Origin of the sequence: Nocardia sp. NPDC046473 (assembly GCF_040645995.1) — a bacterium.
In the GTDB taxonomy this organism is placed as follows: domain Bacteria; phylum Actinomycetota; class Actinomycetes; order Mycobacteriales; family Mycobacteriaceae; genus Nocardia.
The window spans coordinates 661415-676840 of record NZ_JBEYZJ010000005.1; the positions used below are offsets into that span (position 1 = coordinate 661415).

The following is a 15426-nucleotide window of genomic DNA, read 5'->3' on the forward strand; positions in this document are numbered from 1 at the left end:
CTGCCTAATCCGGCTGTCGCCGCAGCCGCCTCGCCAACCAGAGCAGGACGCCGTAACCGAATGCCATGTCGGCGTTGGACACCAGCGCGGCGGTGGGGAAGATGATGGCGTGCCGCAGCCCCGCGTCGGCCAGGGTCCGCACGCGGGCCAGAATCTCCGGGGGAGTGCCGATCATGAGCCAGTCGTGCAACACCTCGTCGGGGACCGCCGCGATCGCCGCCTGCACCTCGGCCTTGGTGAGCTGGTGCGGCAGCAGGTCGATCAGACCGCGGAAGCCTTCGCCCAGTGGGTGTTTCACGCCGTAGCGGGCCCAGACGGCGTCCGGTGCGAGCAAGCCGAGATAGCGCACCGACGGGGCGCGTAGTAGTCGCCGGATCCCGGCTTGGGTTCGCGCGGTGAGCATTTGGATCATCTGCGCGGGGACGATCGCGTCGGGGTCGCGACCGGCGGCGCGGGCGGCGGTGTGTACCACCTTCAGTCGGCGCTCGTATTCGTCCGGCGAGAGCGTCTCCCACGGATACCAGCCGTCGGCGTAACGCCCGGTCAGTTCGAGCATCCGGGGCCCGTGCGCGCCCAGCCAGATCTGCGGCATCCGGTCGGCCGGGACCGTCAAATCCATTGGCGCCTTGTCGATTCGGTAATGCTTGCCGGCGAAGTCGATGGGTTCCGCTTCGGTCAGCGCCGCGCGAATCACCTGCAGCGCCTCCTCCAGGCGATCGACCGGCCGATTCCAGGTGAACCCGTACGGATCGAGGTTCTCGGTCTCGCCGGACCCGAGGCCGAGAATCGGCGGCACCTTCGTCATATGCGCCAGCGTGAGGAACGTCTGCGCGAGCATGACCGGATGCCTGCGGTGCGGATCGGTCACCCCGACGCCCAACTGCACCCGCCCGGCCCCGGCGGCCAGATGCGCGAGCAGCGGCGCGTAATCGAACTGGGCGTCCGGGCTGCGCAGCGCCTTCGCCTGCGGGGTGAAATCGGTATCCCAGATGGCCTGCGGAAACACGCTGATCAAATGATCCGGCGCCAGAATCGAATCCAACCGGCCGAGCCGAGCCATCCGGACGAGGAAGCGCGCGGCGCCCAGCGGCGGATTGACACCGGCCATCGTCCCTACGGCAAACGATCGGGGATTGTGCGAATCGGACACGAAGGTCTCCTCTCGACCGGCGTGCCGCAGCGGGCACCCCACCGATTATCCCGACGACCCTCGTTCGCGTCCGGTGATTCCCGCGGCGCGCACCGTCGTCCACCGGCCCGACGGGTCACGGCGACCGCCTCGACGCGATCGTTTCGAAGCTACAGAATTGACACACGTTGCAGTTCCTGTCAACGTATCGAAGGACCGGAAGGTCCCTGATTCCGCTGGGCGCCTCGGTGTCGTCGAATCGGAGAGTGCTCTATGGGGTTTCTCGAGCCCGAACTGCCCGTGGTCGATATGGCGGAGTGGAGCAAAGGCACGCGCGGCGAACGGATACGGCCGATGGCCCGGCACTGGGCCGAGGTGGGATTCGGGACGCCGGTCGCGTTGCACCTGTTCTATGTCGGCAAGGTCTGCCTCTACGTGCTCGGCGGCTGGCTGATCGTGTTGGGTACCAAGGGCATCGATGGATTCACGAACGTCGGCGACTGGTGGGCGGAGCCGATCGTCTTCCAGAAGGTCGTGCTGTATACGTTGCTGTTCGAGGTGGTCGGGCTCGGGTGCGGGTTCGGGCCGCTGAACAACAGGTTCTTCCCGCCGCTCGGCTCGATCCTGTATTGGTTGCGGCCCAAGACCATTCGGCTGCCACCGTGGCCCGAGCGGATTCCGTTGACCAAGGGCACAACTCGGTCGGTGGTGGATGTCGCGCTGTATGCCGGATTGCTGGTGATGACGGCGATCGCGTTGCTGTCCAACGGGACCGGTCCAGTGCCGGAGTTGGATACGACTGTGGGGCTGCTGCCGGTGTGGCAGATCGTCGCGGTCCTCGCGCTGCTCGCGGTTGTCGGAGTGCGTGACAAGGTGATCTTCCTGGCGGCGCGCGGCGAGGTCTACGCCACGCTGACGGTCACCTTCCTGTTCACCGGCGTCGACGTGATCGTCGCCGCCAAGGTGGTCTTCCTGGTGATCTGGATGGGCGCGGCCCTCTCGAAGCTGAACAGGCACTTCCCGTTCGTGATCTCCACCATGATGTCCAACAGTCCGGTCTTCCGGCGAAAGTCGCTCAAGCGCAAGTTCTTCGAGAACTTCCCCGACGACCTAAGGCCAGGCCGCCTGTCCCGCGTCTTTGCCCACGGCGCTACGGCCGTCGAGCTGTTGGTCCCGCTGGTGTTGTTCTTCTCGCACGGCGGCCTCGTGACGACGATCGCCGCGGTCGTGATGGTCGGCTTCCACCTGGGCATTCTGACCGCCGTGCCGATGGGCGTGCCGCTGGAGTGGAACGTCTTCATGATCTTCGGCGTGCTGGTCTTGTTCGTCGCGCACGCCGACCTCGGGCTCGCTGACCTGCGCAATCCCGCACTGGTCGCGGTGCTGTTCGTCGTGATCGCGGGCATCGTGATCGCCGGAAACCTGTTCCCGCGCAAGATCTCGTTCCTGCCCGGCATGCGCTACTACGCGGGCAACTGGGACACCACGATGTGGTGCGTCACACCGTCGGCGGCGGAGAAGATCGGCCGCGGGATCGTCGCGATCGCCAGCATGCCGCAGGCGCAGCTGGAGCGGTTCTACGGCAAGGATCGTGCGCAGATCCCGATGTACATGGGCTACGCGTTCCGTGCGATGAACACCCACGGCCGCGCACTGTTCACCCTGGTCAATCGGGCCATGCCGACCGGCCACGAGGCCGATTACACCATCACCGACGGCGAACGCATCTGCAGCACCGCCGTCGGCTGGAACTTCGGCGACGGTCACCTGCACAACGAACAGCTCATCGCCGCCATGCAGGAACGCTGTCACTTCGAGCCCGGCGAAGTGCGCGTCGTGCTGCTCGACGCCCAGCCGATCAACAAGGGCACGCAGGCCTATCGCCTCGTCGACGCCGCCACGGGCGAATTCGAGCGTGGCGTGGTGTATGTCGCGGACATGGTGACCCGCCAGCCGTGGGCCGACGACGTGCCCGTGCACGTCCGCGACAACGCGCCTGCCTGAACTACTCTCGTTCGGCACCGTGGTCCGGCAGTAGCGGGCGCATGAACGTGCGCTCGTACCGCAGGACGCAACCGCTCTCGTCCCGGATGCGGTCGGCCGCGATGAAGTCGGGATCGACGCCGAACAGGGCTCGGTACTGTTCGTAGGCGCTGAGGCTGGCGAAGCTGAACAGCGCTATCGCCTTGTCGCTTGCCCCTTCCGAGGGCAGGAAATAGCCGTGATGGGTGCCGCCGTGGCGGTCTACCAGTTCCATCCATCGGCGACCGAAGCGCTCGAATGCGTCGATCTTCGCCGGATCGATCACGTACTCGACAACACAGGTGATCACGACGTCAGCCTAATGATCACCGCGATGCTGTGTTCTGGATCACACGCTGTTTGGGCTACTGACGGCGGGGCATACTGCCCGACGGCGCACAGGGCGCCGTTGGAACCGTGCAGTGGAAGGATCGGTATCTGTCGTGGGTTTGCTGCTGGTGGGAATCGGTACTGCGTCAGCCGTCGTGATCGCGACGCACGGTGTGGTGGTTGCCGCGCATTTGGCGCAGCGGCGGCCCGCGCCTCGTCGTCGGCCCGTTGCCGTCGACGTCCGGCCCGTCACCTCCCCGCGCGTATCCGCTTAGCTCGGACGCTGCGAAACCTCTTCTCCGCCTGTCTTTTCAGCATCTCCGCTGTCCTTGCTACTCTCGCACCCGCACTACGGACCCCGGACCGGGCAGGCCACTCGGTCGTGCCGCAAGGCCCGTGTCGGCTGTTCAACCGATGGTGCGACCTCGTCGCGACGAGGAATCTGTGAGAGGCAAGAACAGCCCGCCGGATAACCGAAGCCCGTCCGGTACTGCGAAGAGGTGCACACGATGGCCGAGCACATGCCGCCACCCGATATAGCGCCGGCCGGTAGACGAATCGCCGCATGGGCGATCGACTTCGCCCTGATCGTGGCTGCCGCGGTGTTGCTCGGCTCGATCACGCACTACCGGATCGCCGACTATCTCTCCGGCTGGCCCGGGCTCGCCGAATCGGGCGGCTGGGACCTGTTCCGCGCGAACGGGGACTGGGGCGGCGCGGGAAAGACGTTCGGGTGGGACGTCTTCGGTGAAATCCTGCTGCTCATCGGCGAGGCGTTCGTCGCGCTGGTGCTGCTGGTGTTCGCCTACCAGTTCGCGGCGCTGGTCTGGAAGGGCCGCACGCTCGGAAAGTTCTTGCTGGACATCCGAGTTCATTCACTCGCGGATCCGCAAGGCGCCCTGGGCAAGTGGCAGTCCGCCCGTCGAGCGTTCGCCAGCACCTTGGTCGATGTCGGCCTGTACGCCGGCGCTTGCCTTGCGCTACTTGCTGGCAAATTCGTACTGTCCCTGGTTCTTTGGGTGATCGCCGTCGCGGCGCTGGTGCTCAACGCGGTCACCTTGGCGGGCGGTCGAACGATGATCGATCGCATCGCGGGGACAACGGTTGTCCGTGCGGGGCTCTATCAAAAGTCATGGCAGGCCGCGCGGGACGTGGCGCTGCTCGAACACGGCACCCAGGTCGGCGTCGAACGAATGCAAGCGGTCGGCAACGCCATGAAACAACAGGCACAACACCTCGCCGAGGACGAACGACTCCGGCAACTGCGCGAATCGACCCAGGCGGCACAGCTGCGCAAGCTGGGGCAGGACGCAGGCCGGCACACCGGCGAGGCTGCCCGGCAGTTGCTCAATTCCGAACGCGGACAGCAAGCTCAGGACTCCGCCAAGAAGCTCAGCGCGAATCTCCGTGCGGCATACGACAAGCGGCGCCGCACGTCCGGCTGATCCCCTCCTCGGCAGCAAGGTCGAAATCGTCTGGGGAAATACCGAGCGCCAGATGATGCCCGCCTGTGAAGGGTAGGCCAGGGGGCAGGACCAATTTGCCAGGCCGATTTCTACCGTCACAAGATCGGGCTCGACCGCGGCCGGAGGTTATCGCGCGGTCCGGCAGTAGTCGGCCGCCGCATCGAGATCCGTTGTGCTGAGGGCTACTTCGCGAACCAGCGTGGCACGCCTGCGATTCCGTGCGGGTCGGCGACGACGTCAGATCATCAACATTGGTTGAGATCAATCGTGCCTTTGTGCCGCATGACGTTTGGGTATCCGCGATGCGGACAGCGATTGACAGGCGGTCAAACCGGACATACAGTCCCTCCTCAAAGTAATTGGAAACTTTCCTAATAGTTCACCCGACGCGGGGTGGGGAGAGGGGTGTCCCGTTGACCACGCGACAGACCCTCGCGGGCACACCGAGCCTGCTGCGCGCCATCAACGATCGTGCCGCGCTGGAACTGCTGCTCGCCAACGGCCCGCTGTCCCGAACCCAGATCGGCACGCTCACCGGCCTTTCCAAGCCGACCGCCTCCCAACTGCTGTCCCGCTTGGAGACTGCCGGGCTGGTCGTTCCGGTCGGCACCATGGCGGGCGGCCCCGGACCGAATGCGCAGCTGTACCAAGTCAATCCGGCTGCCGGATATGTCGCCGGACTCGATGTGACCGCGAGCCGGATCCGGATCGCGGTCGCCGACATCACCGGCCGCGTCCTCGCCGAGCACGAGGTCTCCACCAAGGGTTGGCCCGCCGCCGAGACCACCGCCAGGGTGGGCGACGCGGTCGGCGAGGCGGTGGAGCTGGCCGGGCTGGCCAACGGTGTCTGTTGTGAGGTGGTCATCGGCATCGGCGGCGCGCTCGACCCGGCCACCGGCAAGCTGCGGTACGCCACGCACCTGCCCGGCTGGCACTCGCCGCGGCTGATCGACGAACTGGAGTCGGCCATCGGCTGCTCGGTGTCGATCGAGAACGACGTCAACCTCGCCGCCATCGCCGAGCAGGCGCACGGCGCGGCGCAGGGCTGCGAGGACTTCGTGCTGCTCTGGACCGGCGTCGGTGTCGGCGCGGCCATTGTGATCGCCGGCCGGTTGCATCGTGGGTTCCACAGCGGCGCAGGCGAAGTCGGCTACATGCCGCTGCCGGGCGCGCCGATCGTGCACGACGTGCGCCGGAAGAATTCCGGTGGCTTCCAGCAATTGGCCGGTGCGCCAGCTGTTTTGGCGCTGGCCAAGCAGCACGGACTGTCCGCGCCGACCGCGGCCCGGGTAGTGGCCGCCGCCCTGGCGACGCCGGGCGCGGGCGACGTCTTCCTGACGGAGTTCGCCGGTCGCCTGGCCCTCGGGCTGGCCTCGATCGTCTCGGTGGTCGACCCGGAATTGCTGATCCTCGCCGGTGACGTGCCGACCGCCGGTGGCGAACGGCTGCGCGCACTCGTCGAGGACGCGCTCACCGAACTCACCTTTCCGCGACCCGAGGTGCGCTCGAGCACCCTGCCGGGCTCGCCGGTACTGCACGGAGCGCTGGAACGCGCCTTGGCCACCACGAGGGACACCGTGTTCTCGACCCATTGATCCACCGCACACCCAGCAGTACCCAGGAGGACCCGCACATGCGCAGAACCACCCGCCGCACCCTCGCCGCCCTCACCGCATGCGCGACCGCCGCGCTCTTCGTGACCGCCTGCACCGGACAGAGCTCCAGCGGTGGCGACGACGGATCCGCCGAGGGCAAAGACGTCACCATCACCTTCTGGCACGGCTGGAGTCAGGACAGCGAGGTCAAGGCGGTCGACGACAACATCGCCGCGTTCGAGAAGCTGCACCCGAACATCCACGTGAAGCCGGTCGCGAACATCGCCGACGACAAGCTCGAACAAGCATTGCGCGGCGGTGGTCGCGACGCCCCGGATGTGGTCTCCTCGTTCACCACCGACAATGTCGGCAAGTTCTGCGCTTCGAAGGTCTGGGCCGACCTCACGCCCTTCCTGAACAAGGACGGCATCGACCCCGCCAAAACGTTCCCGCCGGCCATGCTCGAATACAGCCAGTTCGAGGGAAACCAGTGTTCGCTACCGCTGCTCGGTGACACCTACGGGCTGTACTACAACAAGACGGCGTTCGCGGCGGCCGGAATCACCTCTCCACCAAAGACATTCAGTGAGTTCGAGGCGGCGGCCGTCAAGCTGACCATCGCGGACGGAGACAGCTACCGGCAGCTCGGCTTCATGCCGAACTATCACGGCTACGAGACAACGCCCATGCACTACTTGGGCCAGTACGGTGCCAAGTACTTCGGTACCGACGGCAAGTCGAACATCGCCACCGATCCCAGGATCGGGGCGATGTACACCTGGCAGAAGAATCTGATCGCCAAGCTCGGCGGCTACGACAAACTGGAGAAGTACCGCACCACCTTCGGCGAGGAGTTCAGCGCCAAGAATCCCTTCCACACCGGCCAGGTGGCCATGTCGCTCGACGGCGAGTGGCGCACCGCTTCGCTCGCGGAGGACCAGGTGAGCTTCGACTGGGCCACCGCGCCCTTCCCGGTACCCGACGATCAGGCAGGCGCCTACGGCCGCGGCTACCAGACCGGCACCATCATCGGCGTCGCCAGCTCCAGCCAAAAGCAGACCGCCGCTTGGGAATTGGTGAAGTACCTGACCACGAACACCGACGCGGTGGTCAGCTTCGCCAACGCCATCCACAACGTGCCGAGCACCAACGAGGCCTTGAATTCGCCGAAGCTGACCGCCGATCCGAACTTCAAGACCTTCATCGACATCGCAAAGAACCCGAACTCTTCCACCACGCCGTCGAGCATCAACGGTGGTGCGTACCAGCTTTCGCTGCGCAACTTCGGCTACGACTACGAGGTGGGCAAGACCGACCTCGCGGCGGGCCTGGCCGCCACCGCGAAGGAAATCGACGAGGCGATCGCCCAGGCGAAGTGATGTAGCGATGGCACTGTCGAGCACCACCGTCCCCGCGGCACTCAAACGCAAGCGCCGCCGAGAAGCACTGCGCACCTTGGCGTTCCTCGCGCCGTGGCTGATCGGGTTCGGGTTCTTCTTCGCCTACCCGTTGCTGTCGACCCTCTACTTCTCCTTCATGAAGTACGACGGGTTCGCGGCGCCGACCTTTTCCGGTCTGAAGAACTGGGACTACGTGCTCGACAAGTACCCGTTCTTCTGGCAGGGGCTTGGCAACACCGTGTGGCTGGTGTTGGTGATGGTGTCGCTGCGGGTGGTGTTCGGGCTCGGCGTCGGGCTGCTGGTCACCAAGATCAAGACCGGCGTCGGTTTCTTCCGGACGGTGTTCTATCTGCCCTTCCTCGCGCCGCCGGTCGCAGCCACGATCGCCTTCGCGTTCCTGCTGAATCCGGGGACCGGGCCGGTGAATCACCTGCTCGGCAATCTCGGTCTGCCGCAACCGGGTTGGTTCACCGACCCGAACTGGTCGAAGCCCGCGCTGACCATGCTGGCGCTGTGGGGCATCGGCGACCTGATGGTCATCTTCACGGCGGCCCTGCTGGACGTGTCGAGGGAGCAGTACGAGGCGGCCGAGCTGGACGGCGCGGGCTCCTGGCAGCGGTTCCGGTACGTCACGCTGCCGAACATCATGCCCATCGTGCTGTTCGCCGTGGTGACCGGCGTGATCCAGACGATGCAGTACTACACCCAGGCGATCGTCGCCGGAAAGGTCGCCAGCGGCAAGGCGGGCAACTCGGGGGAGGCGTTCGAGCCCGGCTACCCGCACGGTTCCACCTGGACGCTGCCGCAGATGGTCTACAACCTCGGCTTCCAGCGCTTCGATATCGGGTCCGCGTGTGTGGTCGCCGTGATCCTGTTCGCCATCTCGATGGCGTTCACCGCACTGCTGCTGCGGCGCAAATCCGGCTTCCTGCAGGAGGACGCATGAGTGGGTCAGGCCCGGAGGCGGCAGCCCGCGTAACCACGGAGGGCCCCCACTCATGCGAGAAGGACACAGCGCGATGACGATGACTACTACCACGCGCCCGGTTCCGGTCACCGTGGCAACGGTGGAGGCAAAGGTTGCGCGCCGGAAGAACGTGCTGAATTGGGTTGCCGTGCACGCGCTTGCCATCGCGGCCACGCTGCTGTTCCTGATGCCGTTCGTGTTCTTGTTCTTCACCTCGGTGATGTCGGATCGGCAGGCGCTCACCTCGGATCTCTGGCCCGCCGAATGGCACTGGGGCAACTACGTAAAGGTCTGGGATACACCAGGATTCCTCACCTGGTGGCGTAACACCCTGGTGTACGCGGTGGCCGGTACCGCGCTGACGCTGCTGTCCAGCATCCCGGTCGCCTACGCGCTGGCCAAGTTCCGCTTCCGCGGCCGCAATCTGGCACTGATGGCCGTGGTTTCGATGATGATGCTGCCGCCGCAGGTGACCGTCATCCCGATGTATCTCATCTGGGCCAAGCAGTTTCATCTCACCGGCTCGCTGTGGCCGTTGATCATTCCGCTGGCCTTCGGCGACGCCTTCTCTATTTTCCTGCTCCGGCAGTTCCTGCTGACCATCCCGAACGACTACCTCGAGGCGGCCCGCATCGACGGCTGCGGTGAACTGCGCATCCTGCTGCGGATCGTGCTGCCGATGGCCAAGCCGGCCATCGCGGCGGTGGCGCTGTTCCAGTTCTTCTATTGCTGGAACGACTATTTCGGGCCGCAGATCTATGCCAGCGAGAATCCGGGCGCCTGGACGCTCAGCTACGGGCTGGAGTCGTTCAAGAGCGCCCACCACACCAACTGGAATCTCACCATGGCCGCCACCCTGCTGGTGATGGCGCCGGTGATCATCCTGTTCTTCTTCGCACAGAAAGCCTTCATCGAAGGCGTGACACTGACAGGGGTCAAGGGCTGATGCGCGCACTCAAAGTAGCCATAGTCGGTGGTGGATCCACGTACACGCCGGAGTTGATCGACGGGTTCGCCCGTCTCCGTGAGACTTTGGCGATCGATGAAGTGGTACTGATCGATCCGGCCGCGGACCGGCTGGAGCTGATCGCGGGGTTGGCCCGCCGGATCTTCGCGAAGCAGGGACACCGAGCGCGGGTCAGCACGGCCACCTCGGTCGCGGATGGGGTCGACGGCGTCGACGCGGTGCTGCTCCAGTTGCGGATCGGTGGGCAGGCCGCGCGGAACGAGGACGAGACCTGGCCCCTCGAATGTGGTTGCGTCGGACAGGAAACGACCGGAGCCGGTGGTCTGGCGAAGGCACTGCGCACTGTTCCGGTGGTGCTCGACATCGCCGAACACGTGCGCCGAGCCAACCCGGACGCCTGGATCATCGACTTCACCAACCCGGTCGGCATCGTCACCCGCGCACTGCAATCCGCCGGACACAAGGCGGTCGGCCTGTGCAACGTCGCCATCGGATTCCAGCGAAAGTTCGCGGCGCACTTGGGCGTTGACCCGGAACTGATCCGGCTCGATCATGTCGGCCTCAATCACCTCACCTGGGAGCGTGGGGTGACTGTGCTCGACTACCCGGGTGCCGGTACCGGGCACGAGGCGTTACCCAAGCTCCTCGCCGACTTCGGTGAGGAGATCGCCGCCGATGTGCGGCTACCCCTTTCGCTGATCCAGCGGCTCGGCGTCGTCCCGTCCTACTACCTGCGCTACTTCTATCAGCACGATGTGGTGGTCCAGGAGCTCGCCACCAAGGGCTCCCGCGCCGCCGAGGTCGCGGCCATCGAGCGGCAGCTGCTCGACCTGTACGCCGACCCGGCCCTGGACACCAAACCCGATCTGCTCGGAACACGCGGCGGCGCTTTCTATTCCGAGGCCGCGGTGCATCTACTCGCCGCGCTGCTCGGTACCGGCGCCAGTATTCAAGTGGTCAACACCCGCAACGACGGCACCCTGCCGTTCCTGCCCGACGACGCAGTGATCGAAGTGCCCGCGGAGGTCGACGCCGACGGGGTGCGCCCACTACCGCAACGACCGATCGAACCCCTCTACGCGGGCCTCATCGCCCACACCACCGCCTACGAGCAGCTCGCATTGCGCGCCGCGCTCGCCGGCGGCCGCGGCCTGGTGTTCGACGCACTACTGGCACACCCGCTGGTCGGTCAGCACGAACTGGCCGAGCAGCTGACCGACCGGCTGCTCGCCCATAACCGCGCCTACCTGGATTGGGCGTGACCATGTCGACAAACACCGTTAACTGTTGGCGGGGGAAGCGTCTGATGAAACTCCCACAGAATGAACAGGTTCCGGGCGTCCTGGCCATCGATGCGGGCAACAGCAAGACCGATGTTGCCCTGGTCGCGCGCGACGGATCCATCCTCGGCGCCGCGCGAGGCGCCGGTTACCAGCCGCACAAGACCGGCGCGCGCAAGGCGATCGAGGGGCTCAGTCCGCTCGTCGAGGCGGTCGCCCGGCAGGCGGGGCTCACCCGCGGCGGGGTGCTCACCACCCGGGTCAGTGCGTGTATGGCCAATGTCGATCTGCCCATTGAGGAACAGCGGATCCATGCCGCCATCGCGGCGCGGCCGTGGGGTCTGACCGTGGGCGTCGTCAACGACACCTTCGGTCTGCTCCGCGCGGGCACCGACGGGCCGCGCGGCGTCGCGGTGGTCTGCGGCGCCGGGATCAACTGCGTCGGACTGCTGCCGGACGGTCGCACCGCACGCTTTCCTGCCCTAGGGGTATTGACCGGTGACTGGGGTGGCGGCGGCGGGATGGCCGCCGAAGCCATGTGGCATGCCTCGCGCGCCGAGGACGGCCGAGGCGAGCCGACCGCGCTGTCCGCCGCCATCGGTGACTACTTCGGGCTGGCCGGAGCCAACGCGGTAGCCGAGGCGATCCATCTCGGCCAACTGGCCGAGCATCGACTGCACGAGCTGGTCCGAGTTCTGTTCACCACCGCGGAGGCAGGCGACCCGACCGCCCTGCGCCTGATCGATCGTCAAGCTGACGAGATCACCCGCCTCGCGTTCGTTGTCCTACGCAAGCTGGACCTGCTCGACCAACCCACTCCGGTCATCCTCGGCGGCGGTGTTCTGGCGGCCCGCCAGCCGCTGCTGATCGACAACGTGAAGACCCGACTGGCCACTGCGGCCCCCCTTGCCGAGCCCCGAATAGTCGTTGCCCCACCGGTTCTCGGTGCCGCTCTGCTGGGCCTGGATCACCTCGACGCAACGCAGGCGGCGCATCAACGTCTCCGCGCCGCCTACCCAACCCTCCCCGCCAACGACGGCCGCCCGGAGTTCCCCAGCGAAATGGGCCAGCCCGCTTGAGTGCGGTACCCCGAGCACGCGCGGTGCTCGGGGTCGGCCGAAGCTCGCCGTGGCGCATCAGGCGGCGACCATTCCTCGGTGGTGCGTTGCCGACGTTGCGATATCGGCCCCGATAGGTCGATCCGCCGATTCCCGAAGGTCCGCTGAGCCGACCGATATCTTCCGGCGGCACGCGGAACGGATCACCATTGGCCAGTCACCGCGGTCCGGGCTGGGTCCCTCGCCGAGTGACGAGCTCGGGGGAGTTTCGGTAGCCGAAATCGAGGGAGATCTCATGATCGAGATGTTTCGTTTCATCCAGCAGGCGTTCGTTCTTCCCGACAGCGGGAATTCGATCGACCTGACATCGCAATCCGTTTTCCAGAAGCGCCTGCGCGAGCTGATGCCCGGCCCGTATGCGCTGGTCAGGGCCGAGGCGGAGACCTATATCGACGGAGTGGTCAACGGACCGGCGAACACGCTGACCGACGGTGGACTTGCCCGTCTGCCGAAGTATGCCGATCTGCGCGCGAGATTGCTTGCGCTCTCGGCGACGTCATTCACGACGACGCCACCACCGACACCATTGCCCGCCAAGGTGAACAAGGCGATCAAGGATGTGTTCGGCCAAGAGGCCGCCGATCTCGTTGCGTCACAGCAATTCAAGGACGAATCGGTGGTTTCCGGTGACGTATTGGTCGCCGTGAAAATCACCACCCGATTCGACCGGGTCGACGCACCCGCCATCACCTCGATGCGCCAGGTGATCGCCTTCATCGCCGACTTCGCGGCCGGCCGCACCGATCCGTTGACCATCGACCGCATCCATACCCTGCTGGACCGTCCCGTCCGCATTCCCGAGGAGTTCTTTCCCCGCCCCGGCGGCGATCCGCGGCTCGCGGCGGCGAAGCCCGGACCGGATGCTGCCGAGGTCCGCCTCGCCACGCTGACGACCGAACAGGCGGCCTTCCAGCAGGCCTACGAGCTCCTGATGTCCGCGCGGCCGGACCAGCTCGCCGTCCACTCGGCCGCACCGGCGCAACAGCAGCGGGTGGCCGACGAACACGAGGACGCCACCGGTGTACCCAGCGTGGTCGGGTTGGCGGCTGCGACGCTGACAGCGATGGATCCTGTTGTCCGCGAACATCTTCAGGCCGAGATGTCGGACGTCGCAGCTGCGTCGGTGCAGGACATCCTCGGCGTGCTCAAGCGCCGGATGCTGGCATTGGCACGGGAGGTCGAGCCGAGCAGGCTGCCGCGGCCGGCGCACGTCTATCGCCTCGGCAACAATCTGTTCGCGGTGCAGCCGAAGGCCATCGAAACTTCCGAAACCGACCCGCCGGTGCCGGATTTCAGTCACGCGATCACCCGGCCCATCGGCGTCGGCGACCTGCAGGTGGTCCGGCAGGAACTCGTCGGCTACGTGCCCGCCGATGTCTCCCATATCGAAAACGTGCTGCCGGGTGAGCTGTTGAAGAAGACGACCAAGCGCGAGGAGACCTCCGAGCTGATCGTCACCGAGTCGACCGAGTCCGCGCAGAGCAGTGAGCGCGACACCCAGACCACCGAGCGCAACGAACTCGCCAGCGAGGCGTCGAAGGAGGCGGGCGAGCAGAGCTCCGCCACCCAGGACCAGACCTCGACGAGCAACTACGGCAGGCTGGTCGAGAACAGCAAGACCAACTATGCCCGCAGCGTCACCGACCGCGCCGTCAACAAGCTCAGCCAATCGGTGAAACAGGAACGGACGCAACGGGAAAAGAAGGTCTACACCGAGGAGACGGTGCACCAGCTCGACAACGGCAACGGGCTCAGGCCGATTCGCGGCATCTATCAGTGGGTCGACAAGAAATACAAGACGCGCGTCGTCAACTACGGCAAGCGACTGCTCTACGACGTCGTCGTGCCCGAGCCCGCGTCGTTCCTGATCGAATCGCTGAAGGACGGCGCGCAGCGGGAGAACTTCCAGCTCGTCCGGCCGATCGAGCCGACCGTCACGCCCGCGCAACTCGATGCGTCGAATTACATGTATTGGGCTGCCCTATACGGCGTCACCGGGGCGGTGACGCCGCCGCCCGAGGAACTCGTCAAAACCTTCGCCATGGTCGAGAAGGGGGACGCGGGCAAGGCGATCGACGGCAACTACGGCAGCTCGAGCAGCAGCCCGCTGTACAGCCAGTATTTCAACGCGTTCAAGATCACGGTGCCGGACGGATACGCCGCGATCAGCGGCTATGTGCAGCGCACGAATCGCAGTCTGGTGCTGCCGGATGATCCGGAGGAGCGTGAGTTCGAGTTCTTCATCGGCGAAACGAAGTACCTCAGGGTGGTCAAGAACACCGTGCTCAACGAGTCGTTCGTGCTGAACGGCGAGACCGGCGAGATACCCGTCACCATGCGGACTTTCGCGAAGACACTGCAATTCAACTACGCCGTCGGGATCAGTTGCCGGCGCACCGACGCGGCGCTGGCGAAGTGGCAGCTGGACACGCACGCCAAGATCGTCGCGGGATACCAGCGTCAGCGTACGGAGTTCCTGGACCAGCTCGGGCGCTACCAGACGGCGCTGCGGACCCAGATGAGCCTGGCCACCGCCTTCTCGCACGATTCGACCACCGAGCGCGACGAGCTGAAGAAGGCGTTCATCCACCTGCTGATGAGCGAGCACTTCGACCAGGTCGGTTATCCGGCACCGAAAGACCCGCAGCAGTTCCCGGGGGATCCGCGCTATATCAAGCAGTGGGGCGCGGTGGTGGCGTTCTTCGAGCGGGCCTTCGAATGGGAACAGCTGATGTACCTGTTCTACCCGTACTTCTGGGGCAGGCAGAACCGTTGGGGCGAACTGGTTTTGATCCAGGACGTCGATCCGCAGTTCGAGGCGTTCCTGAAGGCGGGCGCGGCGCGCGTCGTCATTCCGGTGCGGCCCGGTTTCGAGGCCGCGCTGGCGCACTTCCACGAGACCGGCGACGTGTGGATGGGCGAGGAGATCCCGGACATGTTCAGCGATCGATACGTGTCGATCATCGCGGAGATCAAGGCGCGCAACGCGACCGAGGCTGAAGAGGTCGTCGTCGACGAGTGGGAGGTGCGTCTGCCGACGACGCTGGTCATGCTGCGTGATGACGCGCAGCTGCCCACCTGGACGCCTGCGGCGGTCGAGAGCCGGACACCCGCTGCGCTGACAGCCGACGACGGCAACTGAGGCGGGGGAC

At 65.8% G+C, this 15426-nt stretch carries 11 protein-coding genes; 9 read left to right on the plus strand and 2 right to left on the minus strand.

All coding sequences use genetic code 11. From position 1 onward, the window contains the following. Positions 1–4 precede the first annotated feature (4 nt). Positions 5–1150, minus strand: coding sequence for an LLM class flavin-dependent oxidoreductase (locus ABZ942_RS20995; protein WP_357384354.1), 1146 nt, complete (start codon positions 1148–1150; stop codon positions 5–7). 252 nt (positions 1151–1402) lie between these two features. Here ABZ942_RS20995 and ABZ942_RS21000 point away from each other — a divergent pair, with 252 nt between their 5' ends. Further along, positions 1403–3133: a DUF3556 domain-containing protein gene (locus ABZ942_RS21000; protein WP_357384356.1), complete on the plus strand. Its 1731-nt coding sequence runs from the start codon at positions 1403–1405 to the stop codon at positions 3131–3133. Position 3134: 1 nt separating this feature from the next. Here ABZ942_RS21000 and ABZ942_RS21005 read toward each other — a convergent pair whose 3' ends face one another. Beyond that, the gene (locus ABZ942_RS21005) at positions 3135–3461 is read right to left on the minus strand and encodes an NIPSNAP family protein (protein WP_357384358.1); all 327 of its coding nucleotides are present in this window, start codon (positions 3459–3461) and stop codon (positions 3135–3137) included. A gap of 529 nt (positions 3462–3990) precedes the next feature. Between ABZ942_RS21005 and ABZ942_RS21010 the strand changes: the two genes are divergently transcribed. The 8 genes from ABZ942_RS21010 (at position 3991) to ABZ942_RS21045 (ending at position 15416) form a co-directional block, all read left to right on the plus strand. Then, positions 3991–4926, plus strand: a complete 936-nt coding sequence (locus ABZ942_RS21010; protein ID WP_357384360.1) for an RDD family protein — start codon at positions 3991–3993, stop codon at positions 4924–4926. A gap of 434 nt (positions 4927–5360) precedes the next feature. Then, a complete protein-coding gene (locus tag ABZ942_RS21015; protein ID WP_357384362.1) occupies positions 5361–6542 on the plus strand; it encodes an ROK family transcriptional regulator in 1182 nt (393 codons plus the stop codon). Positions 6543–6580: 38 nt separating this feature from the next. Continuing rightward, positions 6581–7921 (plus strand): ABC transporter substrate-binding protein, encoded by a 1341-nt coding sequence (locus ABZ942_RS21020; protein ID WP_357384364.1) that lies wholly within the window; start codon positions 6581–6583, stop codon positions 7919–7921. Positions 7922–7928: 7 nt separating this feature from the next. Continuing rightward, on the plus strand, positions 7929–8888 hold the full coding sequence (locus ABZ942_RS21025; protein ID WP_357384366.1) for a sugar ABC transporter permease: 960 nt from the start codon (positions 7929–7931) through the stop codon (positions 8886–8888). Positions 8889–8961: 73 nt separating this feature from the next. After that, entirely contained in the window at positions 8962–9855 is an 894-nt protein-coding gene (locus ABZ942_RS21030; protein WP_357384368.1) for a carbohydrate ABC transporter permease, read from the plus strand. After that, the gene (locus ABZ942_RS21035; protein ID WP_357384370.1) at positions 9855–11138 is read left to right on the plus strand and encodes a 6-phospho-beta-glucosidase; all 1284 of its coding nucleotides are present in this window, start codon (positions 9855–9857) and stop codon (positions 11136–11138) included. The genes ABZ942_RS21030 and ABZ942_RS21035 overlap by 1 nt, the downstream gene beginning before the upstream one ends. Before the next feature lie 44 nt (positions 11139–11182). Continuing rightward, entirely contained in the window at positions 11183–12235 is a 1053-nt protein-coding gene (locus ABZ942_RS21040) for a BadF/BadG/BcrA/BcrD ATPase family protein (protein WP_357384372.1), read from the plus strand. Positions 12236–12509: 274 nt separating this feature from the next. After that, entirely contained in the window at positions 12510–15416 is a 2907-nt protein-coding gene (locus ABZ942_RS21045) for a hypothetical protein (RefSeq protein WP_357384374.1), read from the plus strand. Positions 15417–15426 lie beyond the last annotated feature (10 nt).